The organism is Streptomyces spectabilis, assembly GCF_008704795.1.
GTDB lineage: Bacteria > Actinomycetota > Actinomycetes > Streptomycetales > Streptomycetaceae > Streptomyces > Streptomyces spectabilis.
On the sequence record NZ_CP023690.1, the window covers coordinates 2,469,238 to 2,484,278 of the forward strand.

Here is a 15,041-nt window from a genome sequence, read left to right on the forward strand (position 1 = left end):
CCTCCGGATACGCCGCAGGGGCGGCCCTCCGTGTGGAGGGCCGCCCCTGCTCTTGCCTACTGCTCCAGGACGTCAGTCCTCGTCACGCTCCGGTGCCTCGGCGGCGGCAGGGGCCTGCGTCTCCTCGTCGGCCGGCTGCTCCGGGGCGTCGTCGTCCGCCTGGAGGGCGTCGACGAACTCGACGCCGTCCAGCTCGGCGAGCCGGTCGGAGGCGTCGGTGCTGCCGTCCTTGTCGGACTCGATGGCCTTCGCGAACCACTCGCGCGCCTCGTCCTCGCGCCCGGCGGCCAGCAGCGCGTCGGCGTACGCGTACCGCAGCCGCGCGGTCCAGGGCTGCACCGTGTTGGACGCCAGCTCGGGGCTCTGCAGCGTGACGATCGCCGCGTCGAGCTGCCCCATGTCACGCCGGGCTCCGGCGGCCACCAGGCGCATCTCGACCTGGCTGGCCTTGTCGAGCTTGTTCACCTCGGGCGCCCCGGCCATCTCGAGCGCCTTCTCCGGCCGGCCGAGCCCGCGCTCGCAGTCGGCCATGACCGGCCACAGCTCCACGTTGCCGGTCATCCGCCGGGCGGTGCGGAACTCGGCCAGCGCCTCGCTGTACTTCTGGTTCGCGTACGCGGCGAAGCCCGCGGCCTCGCGCACGGCCGCGACACGGGAGGCGAGCCGCAGGGCGACCTTCGCGTACCCGTAGGCCTGCTCGGGGTCCTCGTCGATGAGCCTGGCGACCATCACCAGGTTCTTGGCGACGTCGTCGGCGAGCCCCTTCGGCATGCTCTGGAGCTCCTGCCGAACGTCCTTGTCGATCTCCTCGCCGGTGACGTCCTCGGGGATCGGCAGCCGCTTGACCGGCTCGCGGTCGCTGCGCTCCCGGTCGTCACGGCGGAAGCCGCCGCGGTCGCCACGGTCGTCGCGTCCACGGAAACCGCCGCCCGGACGTCCCCGGCTGTCCTCGCGCCGGGGCCCACGCCCCTGGAAGCCACCACGGTTGTCGTCGCGACGGAACCCGCCGCGGTCGTCACGCCGGTCGCCCCGGTCCCGGTCGTCGCGACGGTCATCACGGCGGAACCCGCCGCGGTCGCCGCGATCGCGGTCGTCACGTCGGTCATCGCGTCGGTCGTCGCGGCGGAAGGCCGGACGGTCCCCGTCACGCCGGAAGCCGCCACGGTCACCGCGGTCATCACCACGGTTGTCACGGCGGAAGCCGCCACGGTCGTCCTGACGGAAGCCACCGCGATCCCCACGGTCCCGGTCGTCACGACGGTCATCGCGACGGAAGGCCAGACGGTCGCCCCGGTCCCGGTCGTCGCGACGGTCGTCGCGGCCACGGAAGCCGCCACGGTTGTCGTCGCGACGGAAGCCGCCGCGGTCACCGCGGTCGCGGTCATCGCGTCGGTCGTCGCGTCGGAAGGCCGGACGATCCCCGTCACGCCGGAAGCCACCACGGTCATCACCACGGTTGTCGCGCTGGAAGCCACCGCGGTCGTCACGGCGATCATCGCGCCGGTCGTCACGGCGGAAGCCGGGACGGTCACCGTCGCGACGGAAGCCGCCACGGTCGCCGCGGTCGCGGTCGTCACGACGGTCGTCACGGCGGAAGGCCGGACGGTCGCCGCGGTCGCCCCGGTCCCGGTCGTCACGACGGTCGTCGCGGCCACGGAAGCCGCCACGGTTGTCGTCACGACGGAACCCACCACGGTCGCCGCGGTCGCGGTCATCACGTCGGTCATCGCGGCGGTCGTCGCGGCGGAAGGCCGGACGATCCCCGTCACGCCGGAAGCCGCCACGGTCACCGCGGTCATCACCACGGTTGTCACGGCGGAAGCCGCCACGGTCGTCCTGACGGAAGCCACCGCGATCGCCACGGTCTCGGTCGTCACGACGGTCATCGCGCCGATCGTCTCGGCGGTCATCGCGGCGGAAGCCGGGACGGTCACCGTCACGGCGGAAGCCGCCACGGTCACCGCGGTCGTCACGCCGGTCATCGCGACGGAAGCCGCCACGGTCGTTGTCGCGACGCGGTCCGCCTCGGTAGCCGCCCCGGTCACCACCGTCCCGGCGGCGCTGCTCGCGCTCCGGTCGCTCGTCGGGAGAGTTGGTGGACATCGGTGACTCCTAGTCTTCGGTACCGCAGTCATTCTGACGCAGCCGCGTAGTCTGCGCCCTTCGGCAAAACAAAAAGGACCCTTGGTCCCAGCGTGAACGCTGGGACCAAGGGTCCTCCAAAAATTGTTCGGCGGCGTCCTACTCTCCCACAGGGTCCCCCCTGCAGTACCATCGGCGCTGTAAGGCTTAGCTTCCGGGTTCGGAATGTAACCGGGCGTTTCCCTCACGCTATGACCACCGAAACCCTATGAATTCCCGCCGCGAAGCGGGACCTCAAACAGGGCAGCGAACAAGCACACTCTTCAATTAAGTGGTGTTGTTCAGCCGACACGGCTGTTCGTGGTTTCAGAACCAACACAGTGAACGCGAGCAACTGAGGACAAGCCCTCGGCCTATTAGTACCAGTCAACTCCACCCGTTACCAGGCTTCCATATCTGGCCTATCAACCCAGTCGTCTACTGGGAGCCTTACCCCATCAAGTGGGTGGGAGTCCTCATCTCGAAGCAGGCTTCCCGCTTAGATGCTTTCAGCGGTTATCCTTTCCGAACGTAGCCAACCAGCCATGCCCTTGGCAGGACAACTGGCACACCAGAGGTTCGTCCGTCCCGGTCCTCTCGTACTAGGGACAGCCCTTCTCAAGACTCCTGCGCGCACAGCGGATAGGGACCGAACTGTCTCACGACGTTCTAAACCCAGCTCGCGTACCGCTTTAATGGGCGAACAGCCCAACCCTTGGGACCGACTCCAGCCCCAGGATGCGACGAGCCGACATCGAGGTGCCAAACCATCCCGTCGATATGGACTCTTGGGGAAGATCAGCCTGTTATCCCCGGGGTACCTTTTATCCGTTGAGCGACGGCGCTTCCACAAGCCACCGCCGGATCACTAGTCCCGACTTTCGTCCCTGCTCGACCCGTCAGTCTCACAGTCAAGCTCCCTTGTGCACTTACACTCAACACCTGATTACCAACCAGGCTGAGGGAACCTTTGGGCGCCTCCGTTACCCTTTGGGAGGCAACCGCCCCAGTTAAACTACCCATCAGACACTGTCCCTGATCCGGATCACGGACCCAGGTTAGACATCCAGCACGACCAGAGTGGTATTTCAACGGCGACTCCACGAACACTGGCGTGCCCGCTTCACAGTCTCCCACCTATCCTACACAAGCCGAACCGAACACCAATATCAAACTGTAGTAAAGGTCCCGGGGTCTTTCCGTCCTGCTGCGCGAAACGAGCATCTTTACTCGTAGTGCAATTTCACCGGGCCTATGGTTGAGACAGTCGAGAAGTCGTTACGCCATTCGTGCAGGTCGGAACTTACCCGACAAGGAATTTCGCTACCTTAGGATGGTTATAGTTACCACCGCCGTTTACTGGCGCTTAAGTTCTCAGCTTCGCCCCACCGAAATGGAGCTAACCGGTCCCCTTAACGTTCCAGCACCGGGCAGGCGTCAGTCCGTATACATCGCCTTACGGCTTCGCACGGACCTGTGTTTTTAGTAAACAGTCGCTTCTCGCTGGTCTCTGCGGCCACCCCCAGCTCAGAGTGTAAAACTCGTCACCAGGTGTGGCCCCCCTTCTCCCGAAGTTACGGGGGCATTTTGCCGAGTTCCTTAACCATAGTTCACCCGAACGCCTCGGTATTCTCTACCTGACCACCTGAGTCGGTTTAGGGTACGGGCCGCCATGAAACTCGCTAGAGGCTTTTCTCGACAGCATAGGATCATCCACTTCACCACAATCGGCTCGGCATCAGGTCTCAGCCTCAATGTGTGACGGATTTGCCTATCACACGGCCTACACCCTTACCCCGGGACAACCACCGCCCGGGCTGGACTACCTTCCTGCGTCACCCCATCGCTTACCTACTACCACCTTGGGTCGGCGGCTCCACCACTTTCCTTTCCCCGAAGGGTCCGGAACGGCTTCACGGCCTTAGCATTAATGGGCTCGATACTGGGCGTTTCAAAGCGGGTACCGGAATATCAACCGGTTATCCATCGACTACGCCTGTCGGCCTCGCCTTAGGTCCCGACTTACCCTGGGCAGATCAGCTTGACCCAGGAACCCTTAGTCAATCGGCGCACACGTTTCTCACGTATGTATCGCTACTCATGCCTGCATTCTCACTCGTGAACCGTCCACCACTGCCTTCCGGCGCAGCTTCACCCGGCACACGACGCTCCCCTACCCATCACAGTCCCCGTTGGGGGTATGTACTGCAATGACACGACTTCGGCGGTACGCTTGAGCCCCGCTACATTGTCGGCGCGGAATCACTAGACCAGTGAGCTATTACGCACTCTTTCAAGGGTGGCTGCTTCTAAGCCAACCTCCTGGTTGTCTCTGCGACTCCACATCCTTTCCCACTTAGCGTACGCTTAGGGGCCTTAGTCGATGCTCTGGGCTGTTTCCCTCTCGACCATGGAGCTTATCCCCACAGTCTCACTGCCGCGCTCTCACTTACCGGCATTCGGAGTTTGGCTAAGGTCAGTAACCCGGTAGGGCCCATCGCCTATCCAGTGCTCTACCTCCGGCAAGAAACACACGACGCTGCACCTAAATGCATTTCGGGGAGAACCAGCTATCACGGAGTTTGATTGGCCTTTCACCCCTAACCACAGGTCATCCCCCAGGTTTTCAACCCTGGTGGGTTCGGCCCTCCACGAAGTCTTACCTCCGCTTCAGCCTGCCCATGGCTAGATCACTCCGCTTCGGGTCTTGGGCGCGCTACTCAATCGCCCTATTCGGACTCGCTTTCGCTACGGCTTCCCCACACGGGTTAACCTCGCAACACACCGCAAACTCGCAGGCTCATTCTTCAAAAGGCACGCAGTCACGACGCAAGGAGCAAGCTCCCTGCGCGACGCTCCCACGGCTTGTAGGCACACGGTTTCAGGTACTATTTCACTCCGCTCCCGCGGTACTTTTCACCATTCCCTCACGGTACTATCCGCTATCGGTCACCAGGGAATATTTAGGCTTAACGGGTGGTCCCGCCAGATTCACACGGGATTTCTCGGGCCCCGTGCTACTTGGGTGTCTCTCAAACGAGCCGCTGACGTTTCGACTACGGGGGTCTTACCCTCTACGCCGGACCTTTCGCATGTCCTTCGCCTACATCAACGGTTTCTGACTCGTCTCACAGCCGGCAGACTGTGAAAGAGAGATCCCACAACCCCCCAAGCGCAACCCCTGCCGGGTCTCACACGCTTGAGGTTTGGCCTCATCCAGTTTCGCTCGCCACTACTCCCGGAATCACGGTTGTTTTCTCTTCCTGCGGGTACTGAGATGTTTCACTTCCCCGCGTTCCCTCCACACCGCCTATATATTCAGCGGTGGGTGACAGCCCATGACGACTGCCGGGTTTCCCCATTCGGAAACCCCCGGATCAAAGCCTGGTTGACGACTCCCCGGGGACTATCGTGGCCTCCCACGTCCTTCATCGGTTCCTGGTGCCAAGGCATCCACCGTGCGCCCTTAAAAACTTGGCCACAGATGCTCGCGTTCACTGTGCAGTTCTCAAACAACGACCAACCACCCATCACCCCGAACCAGCGGTTCGAGTGCACTGGGGCCGGCATTGAGGTCAGGAACAAGTCCGTACCCTCAGATACCCAACAGCGTGCCCGACACCCTCACCGCTTCCCTCCGCGTTCCACACTCCGAAGAGCAGTACTAGCAGGACAAGACGGCCGAGTGTGCCGAGTAGTCAACGTTCCACCCATGAGCAACCAGTGCGAGACGTTCGCTCGCATGCTGGCCTCTGACCTCACCCCGAGGGGATCGGTAAGAAGTGCTCCTTAGAAAGGAGGTGATCCAGCCGCACCTTCCGGTACGGCTACCTTGTTACGACTTCGTCCCAATCGCCAGTCCCACCTTCGACAGCTCCCTCCCACAAGGGGTTGGGCCACCGGCTTCGGGTGTTACCGACTTTCGTGACGTGACGGGCGGTGTGTACAAGGCCCGGGAACGTATTCACCGCAGCAATGCTGATCTGCGATTACTAGCGACTCCGACTTCATGGGGTCGAGTTGCAGACCCCAATCCGAACTGAGACCGGCTTTTTGAGATTCGCTCCACCTCGCGGTATCGCAGCTCATTGTACCGGCCATTGTAGCACGTGTGCAGCCCAAGACATAAGGGGCATGATGACTTGACGTCGTCCCCACCTTCCTCCGAGTTGACCCCGGCGGTCTCCCGTGAGTCCCCAGCACCACAAGGGCCTGCTGGCAACACGGGACAAGGGTTGCGCTCGTTGCGGGACTTAACCCAACATCTCACGACACGAGCTGACGACAGCCATGCACCACCTGTACACCGACCACAAGGGGGCGACCATCTCTGGCCGTTTCCGGTGTATGTCAAGCCTTGGTAAGGTTCTTCGCGTTGCGTCGAATTAAGCCACATGCTCCGCCGCTTGTGCGGGCCCCCGTCAATTCCTTTGAGTTTTAGCCTTGCGGCCGTACTCCCCAGGCGGGGCACTTAATGCGTTAGCTGCGGCACGGACGACGTGGAATGTCGCCCACACCTAGTGCCCACCGTTTACGGCGTGGACTACCAGGGTATCTAATCCTGTTCGCTCCCCACGCTTTCGCTCCTCAGCGTCAGTATCGGCCCAGAGATCCGCCTTCGCCACCGGTGTTCCTCCTGATATCTGCGCATTTCACCGCTACACCAGGAATTCCGATCTCCCCTACCGAACTCTAGCCTGCCCGTATCGACTGCAGACCCGGGGTTAAGCCCCGGGCTTTCACAACCGACGTGACAAGCCGCCTACGAGCTCTTTACGCCCAATAATTCCGGACAACGCTCGCGCCCTACGTATTACCGCGGCTGCTGGCACGTAGTTAGCCGGCGCTTCTTCTGCAGGTACCGTCACTTGCGCTTCTTCCCTGCTGAAAGAGGTTTACAACCCGAAGGCCGTCATCCCTCACGCGGCGTCGCTGCATCAGGCTTTCGCCCATTGTGCAATATTCCCCACTGCTGCCTCCCGTAGGAGTCTGGGCCGTGTCTCAGTCCCAGTGTGGCCGGTCGCCCTCTCAGGCCGGCTACCCGTCGTCGCCTTGGTGAGCCATTACCTCACCAACTAGCTGATAGGCCGCGGGCTCATCCTGCACCGCCGGAGCTTTCCACACGGAGATCATGCGATCCCGTGTCATATCCGGTATTAGACCCCGTTTCCAGGGCTTGTCCCAGAGTGCAGGGCAGATTGCCCACGTGTTACTCACCCGTTCGCCACTAATCCACCCCGAAGGGCTTCATCGTTCGACTTGCATGTGTTAAGCACGCCGCCAGCGTTCGTCCTGAGCCAGGATCAAACTCTCCGTGAATGTGTACCCGTAATCGGGTGCAACACCACGAGAGCGGAACAACCAGGAGGAATAATCCCGGTCGTTCACAGCGTCCTCGCTGTGCGCCTCCCACTCAATGCGGGAGGACTTTTTCAAAGGAACCTCGCCACCGGACTGATGTCCGGCAGACGGGGTATCAACATATCTGGCGTTGACTTTTGGCACGCTGTTGAGTTCTCAAGGAACGGACGCTTCCTTTGTACTCACCCTCTCGGGCTTTCCTCCGGGCGCTTCCCTTCGGTATTTCGTGTTTCCAACCTTACCAGATCCGTTTTCCGTTCCGTTCCCGGTTCGGATTTCATTTCCGGTGGCCGTTGGAGGGCCTTTGCCTTTCGGCGTGGTCACTACTTTAGCGGATCCTCCCGGCTACTCATAATCGAGTCTGCGGATTCGAATTTCGGCATGCGGACATGCGAAATAGGACCCCGCGAAGGGGAAGTCGTAGGTAGTGGTTGGCCGCTTCCGGCTGCAGGCTGATTGCCGTACCCGGGTCAAGCGGCTCGGGCCACATTACGGACCTGCCAACGCCACGTCAAGTTCGGCGGCGGCGGGGCGTATGGGCCCGATAAGGGCTGACCGTGGGGTCGTTGGCCTCCCAGAAGCGCCACGGGTGGACGCTGCCCTCGCCGCCGACTCCGGTTCGAGGGCCGTTCTTGACCTGGTCGGGGTGGGTGGGTATCCCGGCGAGGATGCTGAGCGGCGCCTCGGGGCCCGCGCAGACGTCGGCGCCGTTGAGGGCACGGTCCACATCGAGGGCCGTGGCCAGGCGGGCGGGGCCTTTGGCCAGTTCCTTGTCATTTCGGGCCGAGAGTCGACGTTTGCGAGCCAGCTCGGCGCCTTCGATGACCTCTCCCGCGCGCAGCAGCACTCCGCTCGCGGCGCCCTCCGGGCCGCACACGAAGTTGAGGCAGTGCCACATGCCGTAGGTGAAGTACACGTACGCGTGTCCGGGCGGGCCGAACATCACGTCGTTGCGAGCGGTGCGGCCCCGATAGGCGTGGGAGCCCGGGTCCGCCTCCCCCGCGTACGCCTCGACCTCTGTCAGGCGCAGCTCGATCGGGCCCTCCGGCGAATTGCGGACGAGGACGCGGCCGAGCAGGTCGGGGGCCACCTCCAGGACAGGCCGGTCGAAGAACTCTCTGGGCAGGGGCGTACGGTCAGGTCCCGCGATCATGGCGTACGAGCGTAGTGCACCGGAGGTGTGCGGGTTCCGCGCGGAGGGCGGGCGGAACCTGGCCCGAGGGTCTTCTCGCCGCGAAGGTGAGGGCGCGAGGGTGAGAGAGCGGAACCACACGCGCGCCGGTCGCGTTTGTAGGGATCGAAGTCGACGATCCATCGATCGAATCAAGCCACAGGCAGGGTCCTGGGGAGGAGAGCCATGGGATTCAAGAAACTCCTTGCGAGTCTGGGTGCCGGCGGCGCGTCCGTCGAGACCGTGCTGACCGAGGCCAACGTGGTGCCGGGCGGTGTCGTCCAGGGCGAGGTGCGCATCCAGGGCGGCTCCGTCGACCAGCGGATCGAGGGACTGGCCGTGGGCCTGCAGGCCCGGGTCGAGGTCGAGGGCAACGACCAGGAGTTCAAGCAGGACGTCGAGTTCACCAAGCAGCGCCTCGGCGGTGCCTTCGAGCTGAAGGCGAACGCGGTGCACGCGGTGCCGTTCGGCCTCGACATTCCCTGGGAGACGCCGATCACCCACTTCGCCGGGCGCGAGCTGCACGGCATGAACATCGGTGTGACGACGGAGCTGGCGATCGCCCGCGCCGTGGACTCCGGTGACCTGGACCCGATCCACGTGCACCCGCTGCCCGCGCAGCAGGCCGTCCTGGACGCCTTCGGGCAGCTGGGCTTCCGCTTCAAGAGCGCCGACATGGAGAAGGGGCACATCCGCGGCACGCGGCAGAAGCTGCCGTTCTACCAGGAGATCGAGTTCTTCCCGCCGGAGCAGTACCGCGGTCTGAACCAGGTCGAGCTGAGCTTCGTCGCGGACGACCGCGAGATGGACGTCGTCCTGGAGATGGACAAGAAGCCCGGCCTGTTCAGCGAGGGCAGCGACTCCTACAAGTCGTTCAAGGTCGGTCTCCACGACTTCCAGGGCACGGACTGGGCCGCGTATCTGAACGCGTGGCTGTCCGAGGTCGGCAGCCGTCGCAACTGGTTCTGAGGCCTAGGCTCGTCAGCGCGGGCGATCGCCGTGATCGTGGGTGATCGCCGCGCTGGAGAACCGTTGTCTGTACCGATCACTCCGTACCGATCAGGAGGTGCCTACGTGCCCGAGGTCAACAGGCCGCCGCTGCCGCACGACTTCCACCCGCCCGTTCCGTCGTTCACGGTCACGAGCGCGGACTTCGAGGCGGGCGCGACGCTGCCGGACGCCCAGGTGTACGCGGCCGGGAACACATCGCCGCAGCTCCGGTGGGAGGGCTTCCCGCCGGGGACGAAGAGCTTCGCCGTGACGTGCTTCGACCCGGACGCCCCGACGGGCAGCGGATTCTGGCACTGGGTCGTGTTCGACATCCCCGCCTCGGTGACCGAACTGCCCACCGGTGCGGGCAGCGGCAAGTTCGAGGGACTGCCCGACGGCGCGGTCCAGGTGCGCAACGACTACGGGACGCAGAACTTCGGGGGCGCCGCCCCGCCGCCCGGTGACCCGGCGCACCGCTATGTGTTCACCGTGTACGCGGTCGACCAGGAGAAGCTGGGTCCCGACGCGGCCGCCACGCCCGCCGTGGTCGGCTTCAACCTGCGGTTCCACACGCTCGCGCGGGCGCACGTGGTCGCCGAGTACGCGGCGCTCGCGGAGGACTAGCACCCGCCGACCGTTCATTGAACGTTTGCCCGCCCCTGGTCTTGGAAGTGATCAGGGGCGGGCATCTTTTATTGCGTTGTCCATCCCGGCGCGCCCGGCCAGAGTTGATCCAAGCCCGCCACGGGGGTGGGCCGGTGCACACGGGAGGTGGGCGAGATGCGAGACACGCTGGTCCTGAACGCGAGCTTCGAACCACTGTCGACGGTGACGCTGAACCGGGCCGTCGTGCTGATCCTCCAGGACAAGGCCGTCGTGGAGCACGCCCACCCCGGCCTGCGGATGCGCGCCGCCGACCTGGACCTCCCCGTGCCCCGGGTGATCAGGCTCTGCCGGTACGTACGCGTGCCGTTCCGAAGACGTGCTCCGTGGTCACGGCGCGGGGTCCTCGTGCGTGACCGGCACCGGTGCGCGTACTGCGGCAGGCGCGCGACGACCGTGGACCACGTGGTGCCGCGCTCCCAGGGCGGCGCGGACAGCTGGCTGAACACGGTGGCGTCGTGCGCGCTCGACAATCACCGCAAAGCGGACCGGACGCCGGAGCAGGCGGGGATGCCGCTTCTCCGGGAGCCGTTCGAGCCGACGCCCGCCGACGCGATGCTGCTCACGCTCGGGCGTGAGGACCTGGAGGCACTGCCCGACTGGCTGGCACAGCCCGCCGCCTGACCGCCGGTACGACGCTGGGGCCGCACTCCTCGAGGAGTGCGGCCCCAGCGTCGTACTCGTACCGTACGCGCGTCAGTCGATGGGCGGCTGTTCGCGGCGCTCGACGCCGCCCGGGGTCTTGGGGGCGGCGGGGCCGCCGCCGGAGATCGGGCCGAAGTTGCCGAGCGCGCCGCCGAGGCCCTTGAGGGCGTCGCCGATCTCGCTGGGCACGATCCAGAGCTTGTTGGCATCGCCCTCGGCGATCTTCGGGAGCATCTGGAGGTACTGGTAGGAGAGCAGCTTCTGGTCGGGGTCGCCCGCGTGGATGGACTCGAAGACCGTGCGGATCGCCTGGGCCTCGCCCTCGGCGCGCAGGGCGGCGGCCCTGGCCTCACCTTCGGCGCGCAGGATCGCGGACTGCTTCTCACCCTCGGCGCGCAGGATCTCCGACTGGCGGACACCCTCGGCCTGGAGGATCGCGGCGCGCTTGTCGCGGTCGGCGCGCATCTGCTTCTCCATCGAGTCCTGAATGGAGGTGGGCGGCTCGATGGCCTTCAGCTCGACGCGGTTGACGCGGATGCCCCACTTGCCGGTGGCCTCGTCGAGGACGCCGCGAAGGGCCGCGTTGATCTCCTCGCGGGAGGTCAGGGTCCGCTCCAGGTCCATGCCACCGATGATGTTGCGCAGGGTGGTGACGGTGAGCTGCTCGATCGCCTGGATGTAGCTGGCGACCTCGTACGTCGCGGCGCGGGCGTCGGTGACCTGGTAGTAGATGACCGTGTCGATGTTCACGACCAGGTTGTCCTGGGTGATCACCGGCTGCGGCGGGAAGGGCACGACCTGCTCACGCAGGTCGATGCGGTTGCGGATGGAGTCGATGAACGGGACGACGATGTTCAGGCCCGCGTTCAGGGTGCGGGTGTAGCGGCCGAAGCGCTCCACGATGGCGGCGCTGGCCTGCGGGATGACCTGGATCGTCTTGATCAGGGCGATGAAGACCAGCACCACCAGAATGATCAGGACGATGATGATTGGTTCCATCGTGGTTCCCCACTACCCTTCGTGCTTCGGCGTTTCCGGAGGATCTTGGCGATCTCGCTGCGAGTCTTTCAGAACGCCGCCTGCCCCGTGAGGGGTTCCGATCACCCGGCGGCGTCATCTGACGGCCTGACGGACGGTGCCGCGCCGTCACATGACGACGGCCGTCGCCCCGTCGATCTCGACGACGTCCACCTGCTGGCCGGCCTCGAAGCTCTGCTCGGTGTCGAGCGGACGCGCCGACCACACCTCACCGGCGAGCTTGATGCGTCCGCCGGAGGCGTCGACCCGCTCCAGGACGACCGCCGACCTGCCCTTCAAGGCGTCGATTCCGCTGGCCAGTTCGGGCCGTTGGGAGCGGTGCCGGGCGGCGATCGGCCGGACGACCGCGATCAGGGCGACGGAGACGGCGACGAAGACGATCGTCTGCGCCACGGCTCCGCCGCCGACGGCCGCGGTCGCCGAGGCGGCCACCGCGCCGACGGCGAGCATGCCGAACTCCGGCATCGCGGTCACTACCAGCGGGATTCCCAGGCCGACCGCGCCGATCAGCCACCACACCCATGCGTCGATGTCCACATAATCATGGTAGGGCCGCGGCTCCCGTTACGGACAGGGCGTACAGGGTCAGCCGAGCGGCAGGCCCTGCGCGGTCCAGCGGTCGCCCCGCTGCTCGACGACCAGCGGCAGGCCGAAGCAGAGGGAGAGGTTGCGCGAGGTCAGTTCGAGCTCCAGCGGGCCCGCGGCGAGGACCTTGCCCTGGCGGATCATCAGGACGTGTGTGAAGCCCGGGGCGATCTCCTCGACGTGGTGCGTGACCATGATCATCGAGGGGGCGATGGGGTCGCGGGCGAGCCGGCCGAGCCGGCGCACCAGGTCCTCGCGGCCGCCGAGGTCGAGACCGGCGGCGGGCTCGTCGAGGAGCAGCAACTCGGGGTCGGTCATCAGGGCGCGGGCGATGAGGGTGCGCTTGCGCTCGCCCTCGGAGAGGGTGCCGAACTTCCGGTCCAGGTAGTCGCTCATGCCGAGGCGGTCGAGGAAGGCGCGGGCGCGCTGCTCGTCGATGTCCTCGTAGTCCTCCTGCCAGCCGGCCGTCATGCCGTACGCGGCGGTGAGGACGGTCTGCAGGACGGTCTGGCCCTTCGGCAGCTTGTCGGCCATGGCCATGCCCGCCATGCCGATGCGCGGGCGCAGCTCGAACACGTCGACCTTGCCGAGCTGTTCGCCGAGGACCGTGGCGGTGCCCTTGCTCGGGAAAAGGTAGCTGGACGCCACGTTGAGGAGGGTGGTCTTGCCCGCCCCGTTCGGGCCGAGGATGACCCAGCGCTCCCCCTCCTTGACCGACCAGGAGACCTGGTCCACCAGAGCCCGGCCCTCGCGGACCACGGATACGTCCTTAAGCTCCAGTACTTCGCTCATGAGCGCGGTCTCTCCCATTGCAGTCTCGGCTGTCGCGGCGTCCGTGGACTCTGTGGACGCAGCCCCCGGATAAAACCTACGCCACTGGCCGACCGTTCCCGTGCTGAGGCCGGTCCTTAGGCTGTGTGCATGCTCTCGGAACCACGCTCAGGACGCTTGGCCGCATGGGGAAACGCCCTTTTGGCCGGACTTGTTTCGCCGGACGACGCGGTGCACGCGATCGTGGAGGACGACGCGGTGCACCGCGTCGAGGGGCTGCCCGGGGAGTCGGCGCCCGTCGGTCTGACGCTCGCGCTCGGGCGGCTGCGGGGGCTCGGGGTGACCGGGCTCCGGGTGGCGCTGCCGGTGCCGGGCCATCCGCTCGGCCTGAGCGGGCCGCCCGCCTTCAACGAGCGGGCACTGGAGGCCGAGGAGGCCGTCGTCGCCTCCGGTGCGGCCTACGGCCTCGTGCCCGAGGTGTACGAGGCGGGCCCCGAGGACGCGACGGCCGTGGAGGACGTCCACGTCGAGGTCGTGTGGCACTGTCTGCCGGTGCGCGAGGCGCCGCCCGCCGACGTGCCGTCGCTCGGGGAGGCGGAGCGGGAGCTCGCGGAGGCGATGCGGGAGGCCACGCAGGTCCTCTCGCGGCTCGACGTGGCGGCTTCGGGGCCGCTCGCCGAGGCGGCGCTCGACGCGTACCGGGCGCGGGCGGACCGGGGGCGCGAGCTGCTCGCGCCGGGGTATCCGCCGCGTGCGGTACGGGTGTTGGAGCTGGCGCAGCGCGTGGGCCTACTGGTGTCGATGGCCTACGACCACGGGCACGGGGGCGCTGTGAGCGCGTCGGAGATGGCCGCGCGGGCGGCGGCTCTGCAGCCGGTGGAACGCACGGCCCGGCGGGCGCAGGTCGCCGCGTACAACTCGTACGTCGAGGTGCTTGAGGGCGGGCGGGGTTAGTCCGCCCTGTCAGCCGGCCCGGCTGTCGGGGGCGGCGGCGGGTGGGCGGACGCGCGGGACCCCGCGGACCGTGGTCCGCGGGGTCCTGTGCCCGTGGGTGTCGCGCGTCAGTGGTTCACCGACTGGTTGGCGAACGCCGGGTTGAGGATGCCGACCACGCTCGCGCTGTTGCCGGTGGCGTTCACCGGCACGTGCACCGGGGCCTGCACGAGGTTGCCGGAGCCGATGCCCGGGGAGTTCGTGGCCTTGCCGTCGGCGTCGGCGTCGGTGGCGGAGGCTGCTCCGGCGGCGGCGCCCGCGGCGAGACCGGCGACGGCGACGGCCAGGGCGGCCTTCTTGGCGATGCTCATGGTGTGTTCCTTCTGGTGGCGCTGGTGGCGGGGGCCCCGGCCGTGCGGCCGGGGCTGTGCTGGGCGACGCGACGCGCGCGGCCTGGGGGGGGAGGTGGGCCGCGCGCGTGCGGTCAGACGTTCTCGCAGACGTTCCCGAAGGTGGGGTTCAGGATGCCGACGACGCTGACGCTGTTGCCGCAGGCGTTCACCGGGATGTGCACCGGGGCCTGGACCAGGTTGCCGGAGACGACGCCCGGGGAGTTCTTGGCCACGCCGTTGGCGTCGGCGCCACCGTGGGCGGAAGCCATACCGGCGCCGGCGACCAGCAGGCCACCCGCCATCATCGTGATGGCCGCGGCCTTCTTCACGTTCTTCACTACTGAGACCCTCCTAGCGGAAGCTGCGGCTGA

The 15,041-nt window shown here is 66.1% G+C and carries 11 protein-coding genes, 3 rRNA genes and 1 pseudogene; 4 read left to right on the forward strand and 11 right to left on the reverse strand.

Going from position 1 to position 15,041, the window contains the following annotated elements; all coding sequences use genetic code 11:
* Nucleotides 1-72: 72 nt before the first annotated feature.
* The 6 genes and pseudogenes from CP982_RS42115 to CP982_RS10555 all read right to left on the reverse strand — a co-directional run bounded on the left by CP982_RS42115 (nucleotide 73) and on the right by CP982_RS10555 (nucleotide 8,635).
* Nucleotides 73-837 (reverse strand): tetratricopeptide repeat protein, encoded by a 765-nt coding sequence (locus tag CP982_RS42115; RefSeq protein WP_194545779.1) that lies wholly within the window; start codon nucleotides 835-837, stop codon nucleotides 73-75.
* A 387-nt stretch (nucleotides 838-1,224) separates the two neighbouring features.
* Nucleotides 1,225-1,635: pseudogene (locus CP982_RS43325) on the reverse strand (hypothetical protein); the annotation flags it as partial.
* 593 nt (nucleotides 1,636-2,228) lie between these two features.
* Nucleotides 2,229-2,345: ribosomal RNA gene (rrf, locus tag CP982_RS10540) — 5S ribosomal RNA — on the reverse strand.
* A 133-nt stretch (nucleotides 2,346-2,478) separates the two neighbouring features.
* Nucleotides 2,479-5,601, reverse strand: a 23S ribosomal RNA gene (locus CP982_RS10545).
* 313 nt (nucleotides 5,602-5,914) lie between these two features.
* Nucleotides 5,915-7,440, reverse strand: a 16S ribosomal RNA gene (locus CP982_RS10550).
* The 16S, 23S and 5S rRNA genes sit together here, the layout of an rRNA operon.
* 553 nt (nucleotides 7,441-7,993) lie before the next feature.
* Complete coding sequence (locus CP982_RS10555; RefSeq protein WP_150510276.1) at nucleotides 7,994-8,635, reverse strand: DNA-3-methyladenine glycosylase; 642 nt, start codon at nucleotides 8,633-8,635, stop codon at nucleotides 7,994-7,996.
* Nucleotides 8,636-8,839: 204 nt separating this feature from the next.
* On the opposite strand from CP982_RS10555, the gene CP982_RS10560 reads away from it, so the two are divergent.
* The 3 genes from CP982_RS10560 (at nucleotide 8,840) to CP982_RS10570 (ending at nucleotide 10,930) form a co-directional block, all read left to right on the forward strand.
* The gene (locus tag CP982_RS10560) at nucleotides 8,840-9,622 is read left to right on the forward strand and encodes a sporulation protein (protein WP_150510277.1); all 783 of its coding nucleotides are present in this window, start codon (nucleotides 8,840-8,842) and stop codon (nucleotides 9,620-9,622) included.
* A 105-nt stretch (nucleotides 9,623-9,727) separates the two neighbouring features.
* Entirely contained in the window at nucleotides 9,728-10,267 is a 540-nt protein-coding gene (locus CP982_RS10565) for a YbhB/YbcL family Raf kinase inhibitor-like protein (protein WP_150510278.1), read from the forward strand.
* Nucleotides 10,268-10,423: 156 nt separating this feature from the next.
* Nucleotides 10,424-10,930 carry an HNH endonuclease gene (locus tag CP982_RS10570; protein WP_150510279.1) on the forward strand — a complete coding sequence of 169 codons (507 nt, stop codon included), beginning with the start codon at nucleotides 10,424-10,426 and terminating at the stop codon, nucleotides 10,928-10,930.
* A gap of 72 nt (nucleotides 10,931-11,002) precedes the next feature.
* Here CP982_RS10570 and CP982_RS10575 read toward each other — a convergent pair whose 3' ends face one another.
* From CP982_RS10575 to CP982_RS10585, 3 genes are all read right to left on the reverse strand, one after another.
* Nucleotides 11,003-11,950, reverse strand: a complete 948-nt coding sequence (locus CP982_RS10575; protein WP_150510280.1) for an SPFH domain-containing protein — start codon at nucleotides 11,948-11,950, stop codon at nucleotides 11,003-11,005.
* 147 nt (nucleotides 11,951-12,097) lie between these two features.
* On the reverse strand, nucleotides 12,098-12,526 hold the full coding sequence (locus tag CP982_RS10580; protein ID WP_150510281.1) for an NfeD family protein: 429 nt from the start codon (nucleotides 12,524-12,526) through the stop codon (nucleotides 12,098-12,100).
* A gap of 48 nt (nucleotides 12,527-12,574) precedes the next feature.
* Nucleotides 12,575-13,384 (reverse strand): ABC transporter ATP-binding protein, encoded by an 810-nt coding sequence (locus tag CP982_RS10585; protein ID WP_483409923.1) that lies wholly within the window; start codon nucleotides 13,382-13,384, stop codon nucleotides 12,575-12,577.
* Between the two features lie 111 nt (nucleotides 13,385-13,495).
* Here CP982_RS10585 and CP982_RS10590 point away from each other — a divergent pair, with 111 nt between their 5' ends.
* Entirely contained in the window at nucleotides 13,496-14,299 is an 804-nt protein-coding gene (locus CP982_RS10590) for a hypothetical protein (RefSeq protein WP_150510282.1), read from the forward strand.
* Between the two features lie 107 nt (nucleotides 14,300-14,406).
* Here the strand turns inward: CP982_RS10590 and CP982_RS10595 are convergent, their stop codons facing one another.
* Together CP982_RS10595 and CP982_RS10600 are read right to left on the reverse strand one after the other, a co-directional pair.
* Nucleotides 14,407-14,649, reverse strand: coding sequence for a chaplin (locus CP982_RS10595; protein ID WP_150510283.1), 243 nt, complete (start codon nucleotides 14,647-14,649; stop codon nucleotides 14,407-14,409).
* Between the two features lie 113 nt (nucleotides 14,650-14,762).
* On the reverse strand, nucleotides 14,763-15,008 hold the full coding sequence (locus tag CP982_RS10600; RefSeq protein WP_150510284.1) for a chaplin: 246 nt from the start codon (nucleotides 15,006-15,008) through the stop codon (nucleotides 14,763-14,765).
* Nucleotides 15,009-15,041: the final 33 nt, after the last annotated feature.

What these genes read in the sequence shown, in the direction of transcription:
- CP982_RS10570 (WP_150510279.1), top strand. Translation starts at nt 10,424, where the DNA reads ATGCGAGACACGCTGGTCCTGAACGCGAGCTTCGAACCACTGTCGACG.
- CP982_RS10585 (WP_483409923.1), bottom strand. Translation starts at nt 13,384, where the DNA reads ATGGGAGAGACCGCGCTCATGAGCGAAGTACTGGAGCTTAAGGACGTA.
- CP982_RS10595 (WP_150510283.1), bottom strand. Translation starts at nt 14,649, where the DNA reads ATGAGCATCGCCAAGAAGGCCGCCCTGGCCGTCGCCGTCGCCGGTCTC.
- CP982_RS10555 (WP_150510276.1), bottom strand. Translation starts at nt 8,635, where the DNA reads ATGATCGCGGGACCTGACCGTACGCCCCTGCCCAGAGAGTTCTTCGAC.
- CP982_RS10560 (WP_150510277.1), top strand. Translation starts at nt 8,840, where the DNA reads ATGGGATTCAAGAAACTCCTTGCGAGTCTGGGTGCCGGCGGCGCGTCC.
- CP982_RS10575 (WP_150510280.1), bottom strand. Translation starts at nt 11,950, where the DNA reads ATGGAACCAATCATCATCGTCCTGATCATTCTGGTGGTGCTGGTCTTC.
- CP982_RS10590 (WP_150510282.1), top strand. Translation starts at nt 13,496, where the DNA reads ATGCTCTCGGAACCACGCTCAGGACGCTTGGCCGCATGGGGAAACGCC.